This window comes from Neorhizobium sp. T25_13 (genome assembly GCF_002968675.1).
In the GTDB taxonomy this organism is placed as follows: domain Bacteria; phylum Pseudomonadota; class Alphaproteobacteria; order Rhizobiales; family Rhizobiaceae; genus Neorhizobium; species Neorhizobium tomejilense.
This window is the reverse complement of sequence record NZ_PVBI01000017.1, coordinates 1-15841: the sequence shown is the minus strand read 5'-3', so window position 1 is coordinate 15841 and position 15841 is coordinate 1. Positions and strand designations below refer to the sequence as shown.

The following is a 15841-nucleotide window of genomic DNA, read 5'->3' as shown; positions in this document are numbered from 1 at the left end:
CCGCCTTTTCCGTATTCGATATGAAAAGCTTATTCGGCAGAAGCTTCAGCGGCCTTGGCGGCTTCGGCTGCTTCAGCAGCTTCCGCTGCGGCCTTTGCTTCAGCGGCTTCCGCTGCTGCCTTTTCGGCGGCGAGAGCCTGGGCTGCTGCAACCTTCTCGGCTTCGATACGTGCCTTCTCTTCGGCAACTGCCTGACGCTCGGCGTCGTTCAGCTTGCGGGCGCGAACGCCGGTGTCTTCGACGATACGAGCCGACTTGCCGCGACGATCGCGCAGGTAATAGAGCTTGGCGCGACGGACCTTACCGCGGCGAACGATTTCGACGCTCTCGACCATCGGCGAGTAGACCGGGAATACGCGCTCGACGCCTTCGCCGTAGGAGATCTTGCGAACGGTGAAGCTTTCGTTGATGCCGCCGCCGGAACGGGCGATGCAGACGCCTTCATAAGCCTGTACGCGAGTACGGGTGCCTTCCGTGACCTTCACGTTGACGCGGACGGTGTCGCCAGCGGAAAATTCCGGAAGCGTGCGCTTGGCTGCAATCTTGGCGGCCTGTTCGGCTTCCAATTCCTGGATGATATTCATCGTCTCAAACCTTTGGTTCTTCTGAAACAGCCAGAGCGCTCGGATATATCCCTTTGGTCAAAGCCTCGGGATTTGCCTTTTCGGCAGAGCGAATTCACCATTCTTTGTTGCTGGTCGACGGGATATTTCCCATTTCCGGCTGGGCCAATACACGAAAGACATGGGTTTGTCATCCCGTTGATTGCGATTTTGTGACGAAAAAGCCCGCTATTGCCGCGTTTCGCCGAAGTCGCTATCTGATGGCCAGGGATGAGGAAACATCAATGACAATCACAATGATAGCCCTGCTCGCCGCGGCGGGCTTCCTGTCCGGCGCGGTCAACGCGATCGCCGGCGGCGGGACTTTTCTGACCTTCGGGGCGATGACGCTTGCCGGCGTTCCGCCGATCCTGGCCAATGCGACGTCGTCCATCGTACAATTTCCGGGCTATGTCACTTCGACGATCGCCTATTGGGACGAGATTTCCAGCCGCTGGCGCAGTGCGCTTGTCCTGGCGCTCGTTTCCGTCGTCGGCGCCTTCGCCGGCGCTTTCCTGCTGCTGTCGCTCGACAATCCGTCCTTTCGGGCGCTGGTGCCCTGGCTGCTGGCGGCCGCGACGGCGGTGTTTGCCGCAGGTCCCTGGCTGAAACCGAAGGCATCGGCGGAGCGGCCGGCGAGTTCGCCCGGCTCCGTTATCGCCCAATTCCTGACGGCGATCTATGGCGGGTTCTTCGGCGCCGGCATGGGCATCATGATGCTCGCCGTGCTCGGCGTCACCACCGGCGGCAGCTATCACCACCTCAATGCGCTGAAGAACATGCTGGCGATCCTGATCGCGGCCGTCGCCATCATCGTCTTCGTCGGCGGTGGCGTCATTGCCTGGCCGGAGGCGCTGGTGATGATCCCCGCCGGCGCGCTTGGCGGTTATGCCGGCGTGTGGATGGCGCGGCGGGTGCCGCAGGCGGTGTTGCGCTGGTGCGTGGTGGCGGTCGGCGTGGGGTTGACGATCTATTATTTCGTGACGGGGTGAGCGGCGCCCCCTCACCCGGCCTCCGCTACGCTCGGCCACCCTCTCCCCAAGGGGAGAGGAGGGAATAGTGAAGTGGCGGCACAAATATCTTCTCCCCTCGGGGAGAAGGTGCCCGAAGGGCGGATGAGGGGGCTGCTTTGGCCTATAACAAATCCGGGCGCCGCTCCGCCGTCAGCTTTTTCGCTTCTTCCAGCCGCCATTTTTCGATCGCCGCATGGTTGCCGGAGGTCAGCACGGCCGGGATCTCGCGGCCTTCGAACACCTGCGGCCTGGTATATTGCGGATGTTCGAGCAGCCCGTTCTCGAAGCTTTCATGGGTACCCGACAGCGCATTGCCCATGACGCCCGGCAGGATGCGCACGACCGCGTCGAGCAGCGTCAGCGCCGCCGGCTCGCCGCCGGACAGAACGTAGTCGCCGATCGAGACCTCTTCGAGATTGCGGCCATCTATCACCCGCTGGTCGACGCCTTCAAACCGGCCGCAGACGATCACCACGCCGTCACCGGCCGCCAGCTCGCGCACCTTTTCCTGGGTCAGCGGTTTTCCGCGCGGGCTCATCAGCAGGCGCGGGCGCCCCGGGGCCAAGTCGCCGTTTTCGGAGACGCTGTCGATCGCCTTGGCCAAAATATCCGGCTTCAGCACCATCCCGGCGCCGCCGCCGGCCGGCGTGTCGTCGACGGTGCGGTGCCTGTCCTGCGCAAAATCGCGGATCTGTACCGTATCGAGCGTCCATTGTCCGCGCTCCAGCGCCTTGCCGGCCAGGGACAAGGCCAGATGTCCGGGAAACATTTCCGGGTAGAGCGTCAGGATGGTGGCGCGGAAGGTCATCGTTGCTATTTGCCCTTTTTGGGCAGGCCCGGTGCGGGACCCTCGTCTTCCGGATTCTCGGCAAGGCCGGCGGCCTGCGGATCGATGACGATCTTGCCGCCTTCGAGGTCGATCTCCAGCACTGCCGACTCGGAGAAGGGGATGAGGGCAGGGCGGCGGCCGGGGCCTTTCAGCTCCAGGAGATCGCCGGCGCCGAAATCATAGACGGCGCTCACCGTGCCGTAACTCTTACCTTCCTCGTCGACTGCTTCGAGACCCTCGAGGTCGGCATAATAGAACTCGTCTTCCTCGAGTTCGTCGTCGGGCAGGTTGTCGCGCTCGATGAAAAGTTCGAGACCGGCCAGCGCCTCGGCCGCATTGCGGTCGTTGATGCCGCGGAAGCGGACGATTGCGATGTTCTTGGCTTCGCGGATTTCGAGGATCTCGAAGATCCGGCCGTCCTCGCTATGCAGGTGACCGTAGTCGCCGAGCGCGGTCGGATCGGCCGTATACGTGCGCACCCGCACCTCGCCCCGGAGACCCTGGGCGGCGCCGATGGTCGCCATCAGAACGGGATTTTCGAGCTTGGTCATGAGGGTCGTGATCTCGGTTGTCGTGCGCTCATTTAAGCTTTGCGCGATCAAAAGCAAACAGCAAAACGGGCAGCGCGTTGCCGCGCCGCCCGTCGTTCAGGAAAGAATGGTCGCGAAGCTTATGCTTCGGCGGCAGCGGCTGCTGCTTCTTCGGCCTTCTGGGCGCGTTCCTTGATGCGTTCCTGGGCCTTCTTGCCCGGCTGGCCCTTGCCAGGGTTGTTCTTGGCTTCGCGCTGGGCAATGCCGGCCTCGGCGAGGAAGCGCAGAACGCGGTCGGTCGGCTGGGCGCCGTTGTCGATCCAATGCTGGATGCGTTCGGCGTTCAGTTCGACGCGCTTGGCATCGTCCTTGGCGAGCATCGGGTTCCAGGAACCGAGCTTTTCGAGGAAACGACCATCGCGGGGCGAACGGGCGTCAGCAACGACGACGGTGTAGTACGGACGCTTCTTGGAGCCGCCGCGGGCGAGACGAATTTTCAGGGACATTGCAATTACTCCTAGGTTTTTCTTGGCCGCCGTCGGCGGACCAGGGGTCTTGTTGTACCCGCCGTCAGGCGGGCTGATTCATGCTGTCTTCGTGCCGACGTGTTCGGCGGCAATGGCTTCGTGGTGCCGGATGACTTCCTTGATGACGAAGTTCAGGAACTTCTCGGCGAAATCCGGGTCCAGATGCGCTTCCTTCGCCAGGCGGCGAAGTCGCTCGATCTGGAATTCTTCGCGCGCCGGGTCGGCCGGCGGCAAATCGTACTGGGCTTTGAGGACGCCCACTTCCTTGGTGCAGCGGAAACGTTCCGCCAGCATGTGCACGAGCGCCGCGTCGATGTTGTCGATCGACTGGCGGTAGCTTGAAAGCTTGGTCTTGACCTCAGGGTCAATCATCGGCGTGTCCTCCCTCACTTCTTCTTCGGCAGGCCCGGAAGACCCGGGAAACCGCCGCCGAGACCGGGTAGCTTGGGCGCACCAAGTCCCGGCATGCCACCGCCGGGCATGCCCGGCATCGAGCCCGGCTTGAAGCCTGCGGCCTCCGCCTGCTTCTGCAGCGCTTCGAGCTGTTTCGGATCGAGCTTGGAAAGATCGGGCATGCCGCCCATTCCACCCATACCACCGCCCATGCCGCCCCCCATACCACCAAGACCCATCTTCGAGGCAAGGCCGCCCATCATCTGCTTCATCATGCCGCCCTTGCCCTTGCCGCCCATCATTTTCATCATGTCGGCCATCTGGCGGTGCATTTTCAGAAGCTTGTTGATTTCGGCCGCATCCGTGCCGGAGCCGGCTGCGATGCGCTTCTTGCGGCTGTGCTTCAGCATGTCGGGATTGGCGCGCTCGGCCCTGGTCATCGACTGGATGATGGCGATATGGCGGGCAAACGTCTTGTCGCTCATGCCGGCGGCCGAAAGCTTGTCCTTCATGCCGCTCATGCCCGGCATCAGCCCCATGATGCCGCCCATGCCGCCGAGCGACTGCATCTGCTTCAGCTGTTCGGCCAGATCGTTGAGGTCGAACTTGCCCTTGGCCATCTTTTCGGCCATGGCGCGCGCCTTGTCGGCGTCGATATTCTCCGCGGCCTTCTCGACCAGCGAAACGATGTCGCCCATGCCGAGAATGCGGTCGGCGATGCGGCGGGGATGGAATTCCTCCATCTCCGTCATCTTTTCCCCGGTACCGATCAGCTTGATGGGCTTGCCGGTGACGGCGCGCATCGAAAGGGCCGCACCGCCACGGCCGTCGCCGTCCATGCGGGTCAGCACGAGGCCGGTAATGCCGACGCGTTCGTCGAAATTGCGGGCGAGGTTGACGGCGTCCTGACCGGTGAGGCTATCGGCGACCAGCAGGATTTCATGCGGGTTGGAGCGGCGCTTGATCTCTGCCATCTCCGCCATCAGCGGCTCGTCGATATGGGTGCGGCCGGCGGTGTCGAGGATGACGACGTCATGGCCGCCGAGCTTGGCGGCCTGCACGGCGCGGGCGGCGATCTCGGTCGGCGACTGGCCGGCAATGATCGGCAGCGTGTCGACGCCGGTCTGGACACCCAACTGGCGGAGCTGTTCCTGGGCGGCCGGGCGGCGCGTGTCGAGCGATGCCATCAGCACCTTCTTGCGCTCGCGATCGGTCAGCCGCTTGGCGATCTTGCCGGTCGTCGTCGTCTTGCCGGAGCCCTGGAGGCCGACCATCATGATCACCACCGGGGCGACCGCATGCAGGTCGATGCCGACCCCTTCGGAGCCGAGCATCTCGATCAGCTCATCATGGACGATCTTGACGACCATCTGGCCCGGCTTGATCGACTTCAGGACTTCGGCGCCAACGGCCTTTTCGCGCACCTTGTCGGTAAAGGAGCGCACGACTTCCAGTGCCACGTCTGCTTCGAGCAGGGCGCGGCGAACCTCGCGCAGAGCGGCGGACACATCCGCTTCGCTCAATGCGCCACGGCCGGTCAGTCCACTCAAGATGGAGCCAAGACGGTCCTGGAGGCTTTCGAACATCGTTTCTTCCTTCTCGCGTTTCGGATGACCGAAACGTCGGGTTCTCATCCGCCAAAAACAAGAGACAAAGCCAAAAAGCACCCGAGGGCGCAACGCGCTGTCGGGTGTTGACCTCCGGGCTCAGTCTATCGGCCCCGGTCGGCGGCTCCAAGTCGTAACTTGTCAGCAGATGGGCGGGCTTTAACAGCAAGCGGGCGGGAAAGTCAAGTCTGCCGGCCGGTGGGCGGTCGGTGCCTCGCCTTGCGGGAATATTCAATTGCTCTATATTGAATATTCAAACTGTGGATGGTAGCCATGTCCCTCTATATACGCGACGCCAAAGTGAATGAGCTCGCTGATGAAGTTATGCGCCGGCTCGGTACGAAAACCAAGACGGAAGCCGTGCGGGTGGCGCTGGAGAACGAGCTGAAGCGGGCCGGGGAGAAACTGTCGCTGGAGGAGCGTATCAGGCCTTTGCAGGAGCGTATTGCGGCGCTCGGACCAAAAGACCCGGACTTCGATGAAAAGGCCTTCATGGATGAGATGTGGGAAATCTGATGTTTCTCGATGCGTCCGCAATCGTCGCAATTTTGGGTCGAGAACAGGTAGGGGCGTCCTTGCTCGGCAAAATCAGAGCTGCTGAGGCCCCTGTTTATTATTCCTCGATGGTTGTGTTTGAGGCAGTCATCGCTTTGGCCCGTCAGAGAAAGATCGCTGTATATGGCGAGCATGCACCGACGCCGAAATATCTGATCGAAGAGGTGCAGGCGGTTGTCGCTGATTTCTTCGGACAAATCGGTGCTGTCGAAGTCGCTCTTCCATCTGGTCTTCATGACTCGGCACTGGCCGCTGCAAAGATCTATGGCCGTTTCGTCGGCCATCCCGCAAAATTGAACTTCGGCGATTGCTTCGCTTATGCCGCTGCAAAGACGCTCAAGTCTCCACTACTCTTCGTTGGCGACGATTTCTCCAAAACGGATATCGAAGTCGCGTAAATGTGTTCTTCGCACACGCAACGTCTCTTCCCAGGTGTAAGAGCACGCTGATAGACATCTCCCATGAACCGACGAAAATTCCTGAAATGGTCCGGCATCGGTGCGATCACCGCCCTCGTGGGCGGGTTCGCGGCAAGGGGAGCCATGGCTGCCAATAAGTACTACTCCGGTCCGGCCTCCGATCATTTCGACGGAACGTATTTCTTCAATCCGGGTGGCGAGCAGCCGCGCGGCGGGCTTGACCTGCTGCGCTGGAAGCTCGGGGGCAACAACATCGCCTGGCCGGACAGTTTTCCGAGCCCGTTTCCTCAGGCCGTGCCGAAAACGCGGGTCTCGGGCGACCGGCTGACCGTCACCATGGTCGGGCATGCGGCGATGCTGATCCAGGTCGCCGGCCTCAACATCCTGACCGATCCGGTCTGGGACGATCGCGCCAGCCCGGTGCGTTTCGCCGGTCCGAAGCGGGTCAATCCGCCCGGCATCCGCATCGGCGACCTGCCGCCGATCGATGTCGTGCTCGTCACCCATAACCATTACGACCACATGGACCTCGAAACCCTCTGGGTGCTGCAGGGCCGCGACAAGCCGCATTTCATCACGCCGCTCGGCAATGACGCGCTCATCCGATCGCGTATCGCGGATGCGAAGATCACGGTGATGGATTGGGGCGGCCGCGAGGAGATCGCCGCAGATATCGGTCCTGGCATCGTCCTGCATTGCGAGCCCTGCCATCACTGGTCGGCGCGCGGCGTAGGCGACCGGCGCATGGCGCTCTGGGCCGCCTTCGTTGTCGAAACTCCCGCGGCCAAGATCTACCATATCGGCGATACCGGCTTCCACCAGGGCATCAACTACCGCGCCGCGCGGGAAAAGCACGGAGCTTTCCGGCTCGCCAACCTGCCGTTCGGCGCCTACGAGCCGCGCTGGTTCATGCAGGCGCAGCACCAGAACCCGCAAGAGGCGGTGGAGGGCATGCTTCTTTGCGATGCGGCTTTCGTCGCCGGCCATCATTGGGGCACGTTCAAGCTGACCGATGAAGGGATCGAAGAGCCGCTGGCGGCGCTCCACGCCGCTCTCGATGCACGCCGCGTTTCCCGGGACCGTTTTCGACCCATGCGCCCCGGCGAAGTCTTCGAAGTGCCGACAATTTCCGTCTGAACACGCCGGAACTGTTGCTAAAGCGCGACAGATGGCCCGAAGCGGCAAAAAATCCAGTTTCTGTCGCCACCAATGCCCGGCTGCCCAACATGCTGATTTCACATTAAAACATGAGTATAATTATCATCTTATAGGATGTTCTTTGGATCCATTCCAAATCATTGATGTTGCGCCGCTTTTTAGGCGGCGCTAAACGCGGAGCCGTTGGTCGGGCAGGTTTCGGCCTTGGGGTAACGGACTTGGACATCAGCCTTATCGAGCAGTTGCAGCAGACCGAGGAGGGGAAGCTGCGGCGGTTCTTTCTTCGGCGCCTGCGCAACAGGGAGGATGCGGCGGACGCGACGCAGGAGACCTTTCTGCGGCTGCTGACGGCATCGCCGAAGGAGGACCTGCGCAATCCGCATGCCTATCTTTTCCAGGTCGCCCGGTCCGTCGCCCATGGCATTACCGCCCGGCTGATGCGCGACAGCGCGCTTTTCGACGATGAGTTGGACCAGACGCAGGTTGCCGACGAAGCGCCAAGTCCGGAGCGCGTGGTCGCTGCGCGCCAGCAGCTCGGACTTCTGATCGAGACGATTTCCTCCCTGCCGCCGAAATGCCGGGTCGTGTTCGTGCTCAGCCGGCTCGAAGGGCTTTCCAACGGAGAGATCGCGACCAAGCTCGGGATCTCCCGAAACATGGTTGAAAAACACATCATCCGTGCACTCATGGCTTGCCGTCAGGCCCGCCTTGCGGCATTGCCTCCCGCCGGGGGGATTGCGCATGACTAATGTTTCAGACAAAGCGCGTGAGGACGCCATTGCGGAGGAGGCGGCAGGGTGGGTCGCGCGGCTCGGCTCCCGCGATGCGACAGATGCGGATCGCCGCCGCTTCGAATTCTGGAAAATGCAGGATCCGGCTCACGCGGCTGCCTTTGAAGAGATGAGCGCTCTCTGGGGCGATCTCGCCGCGGTGCCGAAAACGGTCGTGCCACGCCGGCGCCGGGTGGTCGGGAGTGGCATTGCCGCTCTGCTTCTGATGGGCTGTCTTGGCATCATCGCCAGCGAGACCGGCGTCATCGCCCGGTATCGTTCGGATTTCTACACGCCGGTCGGCGTCATCCAGCGGATCGACCTCGATGACGGATCGGTGGTGACGCTCAACACCGATAGCGCCATCAAGGTGCGATACGGCCAGGCCGAGCGCCGGATCGTGGTCCTGCGCGGCGAAGCCTTTTTCGACGTCACCCCGAACCCGGCGCGGCCTTTCGTCGTCAGCGGCGACGAGACCCAGGCGATCGCGCTCGGAACCCATTATGCGGTGCGGGTCGGCGAGCGCGATGAGGTGATGGTCGAGGAGGGGCATGTGGCGGTGACCGCCGGCTCCCAGCGTGCGGTGCTCGATACCGGCGGCACCGCGCATCTCGGCGCCGATGGTCGCCTGACAACCGGCTCCGGCGATGTCGCCGATCTGACGAGTTGGCGCAGCGGCAAGCTGGTCTTCTCCGGCCGGCCGCTCGGTGAGGTGCTCGGCCAGATCAGCCGTTACCAGCGGGGCCGCATCATGGTGCTCGACGACCAGGCCTCGCAGCTGCGGGTCAGCGGCGTGTTTACTGTCACCGATCTCGACCAGGCTTTCACGGCTCTGCAGGAGAGCCTGCCGATCCGCATCATCCGGGTTTCCGACTGGGTTACGCTGGTCCGTTCGCGCTGAAGATAGGCCCACCGGAAAATTGAGTATTAAAATCATCTTTTTTCGAAAACCGACATCAGGAGTTGGAGCCCTCTTTCACTCATAACCACCAGGGGCCGCGATGAGAGCGGTCCCGAAGTTTGAGTCAGGGGGTTGAAATGAGTTTGAGGGGACCGCTTTTTTCGCGGCATGTCCGGATCGCGCTTGGCTGCGCATCCTGGCTGGGCGGCATGGCTCCGGCCACCGCACAGCAGCCGGCGCAAGGCGTCCAGTCGCAGCAGGTCGCCGTTTCCATTCCCGCCGGGCCACTTGAAAGCGCACTTCTCGCGCTCGGCCGCCAGACCGACCTGCGCCTCGTCTATCGCAGCGAAATCACGGCCGGAAAGACCACAGGTGGCGTGACCGGTTCGCTGACGCCGTCTGCCGCCCTGTCACGGCTGCTCTCCGGCACCGGCGTTTCCTTCCGGTCAAGCGGCGGCAATACGGTGACGCTGGAAGCCGGTACGTCTTCGGTCGCAGCGACCGGCGGCGACCCGGATACGACGCTCAAGCCAATTGTTCTGCGCGATGGCGGCAACGGCGGTGCGGCCGACACGCCTTACGAGACGCCAGGCTCCACGAGCTATATCTCGTCCGAGCAGATCCAACGCTTCCGCGGCTCGTCGGCCGGCGACCTGTTCAAGAATACGCCGGGCATCATCTCCGCCAACAACCACAGCAGCGGTTCCGTCAACGTGAACATTCGCGGCCTGCAGGGCCAGAACCGTGTTCGGGTTGCGATCGACGGTACGCAGCAGACGACGACCACCTGGCGCGGTTACGGCGGCGTCGATGACCGCACCTATATCGATCCGGACCTGATCGGCGGCGTCGGCATTTCCAAGGGACCGACGGGCGGCGCGGTGGGCGCCGGCGTCAATGGCGGCGTGGTGGAGATCACCACGTTGAAAGCCAAGGATATCGTCGAGGACGGCAAGCAATATGGCGGCCGCATCAAGATCGGTGCCCAGGACAACACGACAAGGGATTTTACGGTCAATTCCTACGACCAGCAGACGGATTCGGCCGAATTCTTCGATTTCACCAATGGCTCGGGCAGCTTTGCGTTCGGTACGGTGCAGGACAATTTCGATTTCGTCATCGCCGGTGCCCGCCGCTACCGTGGCAACTATTTCGCCGGCAAGCACGGCAAGAACTATTACGAGTTCCAGGGCAGCAACCAGTCCCTCTCGCGTACCAAGCAGGGCGAGGAGGTTTTCAACTCGTCCAACGAATCCACCTCGTTTCTCGCCAAGAGTACGCTTCGCTTCGATGACGACCAGAGCCTGGAACTGGGCTATATCCGCTATGAAAGCCAGTTCGGCCAGATCATGACCTCGCTTCTGACCTCGGGCGACAACACATTCCGGCAGGCGCCGCTATCCGATGTCACGACCGACACGTTCACCAGCCGTTATCGCTACAATCCCAGCGACCTGATCGATCTCAAGGTCAATGCCTGGCTGAGCATCGTCGACCAGAACTCCATGTCGACGGGTTTCGGCATCTATCTTCCGCAATTCAACATCATACCGGGTGACGATCCGCGTTACGCCATGACCCATACCTGGGGCGGCGACATCTCGAACACGAGCCTGTTCGACACGGAATACGGGCCGTTCAAGGCCAATTACGGCGCGTCCTACCTGCTCGAGGATATCGATTCCAGGCGCTATTTCAGCCGCAACCATACGATCGACCGCGGGGTGCCGATGGATCCCAGCATCGGCAACCGGTCGATCGCCAGCGTGTTCACCGACGGACAGTGGGAGGCGACCGACTGGCTGACTCTCAATGCCGGGCTGCGCTATGACGGTTACTGGATGAACGACAAGGGTATCGAATCCAGGACCGGCATCCGCCACAAGGAAGGTGGCCGGTTCAACCCGTCCGTCAGCGTCATCGTGGAGCCGATCGAAGGGCTGCAGTTCTATGCGCTTTATGCCGAAGGCATGCGCCCGCCGACCATGCGCGAAACCATGGGAAATGACGGTAACGTCATCCAGAACCCTTATCTGAAGCCGGAGGTCTCGAAGAACTGGGAAGTCGGCATCAACTACAGCAAGGATGGCCTGTTGCTGGCCGACGACGCGTTGCGCTTCAAGCTGTCCTATTTCAACAACAACTACACCGATTATATTTCTCGCGTACCGTCCAATGCGGGGCCGGGCCAGCCGGTCTTCACCTTCGACAATCTCAGGAGCACCCGGTTCTCCGGTATCGAAATCTCCGGCTCTTATGAGGCCGGCCCGTTCTTCGGCGAAGGATCGCTGACCAAGTACCTGAGCTACGAGTTCTGCCGCACTCTTTCCACATGCTCGGACTCGACCGTGTCGATGGATTATGCCGCCAACCACATGCCGCCCGAGATCATGGCGAGCCTGACGCTCGGCATGCGCCTCTTCGACGACAGGCTGAGTTTTGGCACCCGCTTCACGCATGGCGGCGCGCGCCTCTCGCCGGTCACGCAGGATGCCCGGATGTATACGGGCATGTGGATTCCCTACACGACCGTCGACGCGTTCGCCACCTACAAGATCACCGACCACTTGACGTTCGACCTTCAGGCGGAGAACCTGACGGATCGATTTTACGTGGATGCGCTCGACGGGTTCACTCCCGCTCCCGGACGGACAATCCGGGCGTTCCTGACGGCCAAATTCTAAAACATATAAGCATCTGGACATTGCACGCATGCAGATCGAACTTGAAACACCCACCGCACCGACCCGAATCCAGCGTCTGAAGGCTCTCACCGATGCCACCCATGAGCGGCTAGACACGCGCATCATGGCGGCCGATCCCTTCGCCAGCCGCGAGCGTTACGCGCTCTTCCTCGCCGTGCAGCATCATTTCCATGCGGATGTCGATCCGCTCTATCTCGATCCGCGGCTCAACCGCATTGTCCCCGATCTTCCGAGCCGGGTCCGGCTTGAAGCACTGCGCCAGGATATCGCCGATGTGACCGGAAATGCGCCGGCCGTCCTCACTGCCGGCATGGGCGGGCTCGGTATCCCGGCCGCACTCGGGTGGCTGTACGTTGCCGAAGGCTCGAACCTCGGCGCCGCCTTCCTCCTGAAGCAGGCGGCAAGGCTTGGCCTGTCGGAAGAATTCGGCGCCCGCCACCTCACCGGCCACCCCGCCGGCCGCGGCCTGCACTGGCGCACTTTCGTTGCTGCTTTCAACGGGTTCGAGATGTCCGAGGCGGAGGAAACGGAAATGGCCGAAGGCGCCAAGTCGGCGTTTCGGCGGGTGCATGCGCTGGTGGACGAATTTTTCATCTGATGGGGGATGCGTGGATCCTCGGGTCAAGCCCGAGGATGACGGCGTTGGGCGTTTTCAAAGGGGTGGTAAACTCGGGGTAAGGTCTGGAGTTAGTTCAATTTAGGGCCTATCCCTCACTCAACGACGAACGTCTGTCCGCGCCGACGATTGTTTTTGGGCACCCTTCGTCCTCTCCGTCGTCATCCTCGGGCTTGACCCGAGGATCCAGGGGCGGCGTATTCCGGCGCGCATGGCCGGTTCCCTCTCCCTGCCTGCCGACCACCGCGGCACAGAGGCATACCACCCACTGGTAATTCCCTGCCTTTTCCGCCATATACAGCCCAATAGGCGGGCATTCGGCCCGGAATGGATTGGCGTCATGACGGAACTGGTGGAATTCGCGCGGATGAACGGGCTTGGCAACAAGATCCTGGTCGTCGACATGCGCGGACGCACCGACAAGGTGACGCCGCAGGCTGCTATCGCGCTCAATGCCGATCCGGCCACCCAGTTCGACCAGATCATGGCCATTCACGATCCGAAGGCTCAGGGCACCGATGCCTGGATCGACATCCTCAATTCCGACGGCACGATGGCACAGGCCTGCGGCAACGGCACGCGTTGCGTGGTGCAGGCACTGAGCGCCGAGACCGGCCGCAAGACCTTTACCTTCCAGACCGTCGCCGGCATACTCAATGCCGTCGAGCATGAGGACGGTACGATTTCGGTCGACATGGGCAAGCCGGTCTTCGAGTGGGACCGCATTCCGCTTGCCGAGGAGTTTTTCGATACGAGCCGCATCGAACTGCAGATCGGCCCGATCGACGCGCCGATCCTGCATTCGCCGTCTGCCATGTCGATGGGCAATCCGCATGCGATCTTCTGGGTCGATCGTGATCCGATGAGTTTTGACCTCGAACGGTTCGGGCCACTGCTCGAAAACCATCCGATGTTTCCGGAAAAGGCCAATATCACGCTGGCGCAGGTCACGTCGAAGTCGTCGTTGCGCACCCGCACCTGGGAACGTGGCGCCGGCCTGACGCTCGCCTGCGGCTCGGCCGCCTGTGCTGCCGCCGTTTCCGCCGCCCGCACCGGGCGCACCGGACGCACGGTGACGATCGACGTTGCCTCCAGCCCGATCCGCCAGCCGCTTACCATCGAATGGCGCGGGGACGACCACGTCGTCATGACAGGTCCGGCCGAATGGGAATGGTCCGGCAAGGTCGATCCCCAGAGCGGCAATTTCAGCCGTGACGCCGATGCTGGTCAAAGGGGCGAGCCGGAGGCCCAATCGCCTCACGGGAACGAGCCGGAGGCCCAATCTTCTCATAGGAACGAGCCGGAGGCTCGGGTCAATTGAGCGGGGTCGAGGTCATCACCTTCGGCTGTCGGCTCAATACCTATGAATCGGAAGTGATGCGGGCGGAGGCCGAAAAGGCCGGGCTCAACAATGCGATCCTCGTCAATACCTGCGCCGTGACCGGCGAGGCCGTGCGCCAGGCCCGTCAGGCGATCCGCCGGGCCAGGCGGGAAAATCCGCATGCGCGCATCATCGTCACCGGCTGCGCCGCCCAGACCGAAAAAGAGACTTTTGCGGGCATGGCGGAAGTCGATGCCGTGCTCGGCAACGAGGAGAAGCTGACCAGCGCCTCCTACCGGGCGCTGCCGGATTTCGGCGTTTCGGCGGAAGAGAAGCTGCGCGTCAACGACATCATGAGCGTGCGCGCCACCGCGCCGCAGATGGTGAAGCATATCGACGGCCACGTGCGCGCCTTCATCCAGGTGCAGAACGGCTGCGACCATCGCTGCACCTTCTGCATCATTCCCTATGGCCGCGGCAATTCCCGCTCGGTGCCGATGGGTGCGGTGGTCGAGCAGGCCCGGCGGCTGACGGAAGGCGGTTATCGCGAAATCGTGCTGACCGGCGTCGATGCCACCAGCTATGGCGCCGATCTTCCGGGCCAGCCATCGCTCGGATACCTCGCCAAGACGCTGCTCCGCCAAGTGCCTGAGATCTTGCGCCTGCGCCTGTCCTCGATCGACAGCATCGAGGCGGACAAGCATCTCTGGGACCTGATCGCCGACGAGCCGCGCTTCATGCCGCATCTGCACCTGTCGCTGCAGCATGGCGACGACATGATCCTGAAGCGGATGAAGCGCCGCCACTCGCGCGCCGAGGCGCTTGCCTTCACGGCGCAGGCGCGGCGCCTGCGGCCCGAGATCGCCTTCGGGGCGGATATGATCGCCGGTTTCCCGACCGAGACGGAAGAAATGTTTGAGAACGCCGCGACACTGGCGGAAGAGGCCGGCATCTCGTTCCTGCACGTCTTCCCCTACAGCCCGCGTCCGGGCACGCCGGCGGCGCGCATGCCGCAGGTGGACCGGGCGGTCGTCAAGGACAGGGCGGCACGGCTGCGGGCGCGGGGCGACGTTCTGCATCGTGCCCACCTCGATCGCATGGTCGGCACCGAGCAGGCGATCATCGTCGAGAACAACGGCATGGCGCATACGGAAAACTTTTCGCTGGTGGCGGCGCCTCACCTTGTTCCCCGCGAACTCAAGCGCGTTATGATTACCGGCCATAACGGCAAACATCTGGAAATGCAGGTCGCGTCCGCCCTTGTCCCGTCTCGGGCGGCGTAACCGGAACAGGTTCTCATGGCATTGAGCTTCATCAAACGCGTCTTCACCTTCGGCAAACCCGCCGAGGAACCGGCACCCGATGCGGAAAAGCCGGAGGATGTCGCCGCCATCCAGGCGGAACTGGAGCCGAAGTCGCGCGACGAAGACCTGCCTATCTCACCCGTCGACCCGGTCGCACCGGCCGAGATCGAGACGGCTGGCGGGCCGGTTGCGGATGTGGCGGCGGAGAATGTCGAGCCGACCGAGCCGGAGACTGCCGAAGAGGATGAGCCGGCGCTGCTTTCGGGTGTCGAAGCCACTTCCGAGATCGGAATGGTGCCGTTGTCGCTGTTGCAGGCGGAGGCCGAGGCCGAAGAAGAGGGTGTTGCTGCCGCGGAAGCGCCCCCCTCTGTCCTGCCGGACATCTCCCCCTCAAGGGGGGAGATTACGGATGAGCCGCTGGCTCAGGCGTCTGATGACAGTACAACAGGCTCGGATGCTGTTTTGGGGCAACGTGCGGGCCACGATTCGATCTCCCCCCTTGAGGGGGAGATGTCCGGCAGGACAGAGGGGGGTGCCTCCGTGGACGAAGTGGTCCCCGTCGCTCCCAGTGAAACGCCTCGCCCAGAACCC

15 protein-coding genes and 2 pseudogenes are annotated in these 15841 nt (G+C 62.6%); 11 read left to right on the top strand and 6 right to left on the bottom strand.

The window, feature by feature from the left end; translation table 11 throughout:
- Window positions 1-29: 29 nt before the first annotated feature.
- Window positions 30-584 (bottom strand): 50S ribosomal protein L19, encoded by a 555-nt coding sequence (gene rplS, locus C5J22_RS27330; RefSeq protein ID WP_046605196.1) that lies wholly within the window; start codon window positions 582-584, stop codon window positions 30-32.
- A gap of 263 nt (window positions 585-847) precedes the next feature.
- Between rplS and C5J22_RS27325 the strand changes: the two genes are divergently transcribed.
- Window positions 848-1594 (top strand): sulfite exporter TauE/SafE family protein, encoded by a 747-nt coding sequence (locus C5J22_RS27325; RefSeq protein ID WP_105440828.1) that lies wholly within the window; start codon window positions 848-850, stop codon window positions 1592-1594.
- Between the two features lie 142 nt (window positions 1595-1736).
- Here the strand turns inward: C5J22_RS27325 and trmD are convergent, their stop codons facing one another.
- The 5 genes from trmD to ffh all read right to left on the bottom strand — a co-directional run bounded on the left by trmD (window position 1737) and on the right by ffh (window position 5480).
- Window positions 1737-2423, bottom strand: coding sequence for a tRNA (guanosine(37)-N1)-methyltransferase TrmD (trmD, locus tag C5J22_RS27320; protein ID WP_105440826.1), 687 nt, complete (start codon window positions 2421-2423; stop codon window positions 1737-1739).
- 5 nt (window positions 2424-2428) lie between these two features.
- A complete protein-coding gene (gene rimM, locus C5J22_RS27315) occupies window positions 2429-2995 on the bottom strand; it encodes a ribosome maturation factor RimM (RefSeq protein WP_105440825.1) in 567 nt (188 codons plus the stop codon).
- A gap of 119 nt (window positions 2996-3114) precedes the next feature.
- Window positions 3115-3480 carry a 30S ribosomal protein S16 gene (gene rpsP / locus C5J22_RS27310; RefSeq protein WP_105403860.1) on the bottom strand — a complete coding sequence of 122 codons (366 nt, stop codon included), beginning with the start codon at window positions 3478-3480 and terminating at the stop codon, window positions 3115-3117.
- Between the two features lie 78 nt (window positions 3481-3558).
- Complete coding sequence (locus C5J22_RS27305) at window positions 3559-3873, bottom strand: chorismate mutase (RefSeq protein ID WP_105440824.1); 315 nt, start codon at window positions 3871-3873, stop codon at window positions 3559-3561.
- Window positions 3874-3887: 14 nt separating this feature from the next.
- Window positions 3888-5480: a signal recognition particle protein gene (gene ffh, locus C5J22_RS27300; RefSeq protein WP_105440823.1), complete on the bottom strand. Its 1593-nt coding sequence runs from the start codon at window positions 5478-5480 to the stop codon at window positions 3888-3890.
- Window positions 5481-5774: 294 nt separating this feature from the next.
- On the opposite strand from ffh, the gene C5J22_RS27295 reads away from it, so the two are divergent.
- The 10 genes and pseudogenes from C5J22_RS27295 to C5J22_RS31390 form a co-directional block, all read left to right on the top strand.
- Entirely contained in the window at window positions 5775-6017 is a 243-nt protein-coding gene (locus C5J22_RS27295) for a type II toxin-antitoxin system VapB family antitoxin (protein WP_105440870.1), read from the top strand.
- The gene (locus C5J22_RS27290) at window positions 6017-6454 is read left to right on the top strand and encodes a type II toxin-antitoxin system VapC family toxin (RefSeq protein ID WP_046637393.1); all 438 of its coding nucleotides are present in this window, start codon (window positions 6017-6019) and stop codon (window positions 6452-6454) included. Before C5J22_RS27295 ends, C5J22_RS27290 begins: the two co-directional genes overlap by 1 nt.
- 63 nt (window positions 6455-6517) lie before the next feature.
- Window positions 6518-7612 carry an MBL fold metallo-hydrolase gene (locus tag C5J22_RS27285; protein ID WP_105440821.1) on the top strand — a complete coding sequence of 365 codons (1095 nt, stop codon included), beginning with the start codon at window positions 6518-6520 and terminating at the stop codon, window positions 7610-7612.
- A gap of 239 nt (window positions 7613-7851) precedes the next feature.
- The gene (locus C5J22_RS27280) at window positions 7852-8382 is read left to right on the top strand and encodes an RNA polymerase sigma factor (RefSeq protein ID WP_105430681.1); all 531 of its coding nucleotides are present in this window, start codon (window positions 7852-7854) and stop codon (window positions 8380-8382) included.
- On the top strand, window positions 8375-9304 hold the full coding sequence (locus tag C5J22_RS27275; protein ID WP_105440820.1) for a FecR family protein: 930 nt from the start codon (window positions 8375-8377) through the stop codon (window positions 9302-9304). Before C5J22_RS27280 ends, C5J22_RS27275 begins: the two co-directional genes overlap by 8 nt.
- A gap of 137 nt (window positions 9305-9441) precedes the next feature.
- A complete protein-coding gene (locus C5J22_RS27270; RefSeq protein ID WP_105440819.1) occupies window positions 9442-11988 on the top strand; it encodes a TonB-dependent receptor in 2547 nt (848 codons plus the stop codon).
- A 28-nt stretch (window positions 11989-12016) separates the two neighbouring features.
- Window positions 12017-12607 (top strand): biliverdin-producing heme oxygenase, encoded by a 591-nt coding sequence (locus C5J22_RS27265; protein WP_105440817.1) that lies wholly within the window; start codon window positions 12017-12019, stop codon window positions 12605-12607.
- A 358-nt stretch (window positions 12608-12965) separates the two neighbouring features.
- Window positions 12966-13856: pseudogene (dapF, locus tag C5J22_RS27260) on the top strand (diaminopimelate epimerase); the annotation flags it as partial.
- Window positions 13857-13942: 86 nt separating this feature from the next.
- Window positions 13943-15229: a tRNA (N(6)-L-threonylcarbamoyladenosine(37)-C(2))-methylthiotransferase MtaB gene (mtaB, locus tag C5J22_RS27255; protein ID WP_105440816.1), complete on the top strand. Its 1287-nt coding sequence runs from the start codon at window positions 13943-13945 to the stop codon at window positions 15227-15229.
- Between the two features lie 15 nt (window positions 15230-15244).
- A pseudogene (locus tag C5J22_RS31390) lies at window positions 15245-15841 on the top strand (signal recognition particle-docking protein FtsY); the annotation flags it as partial.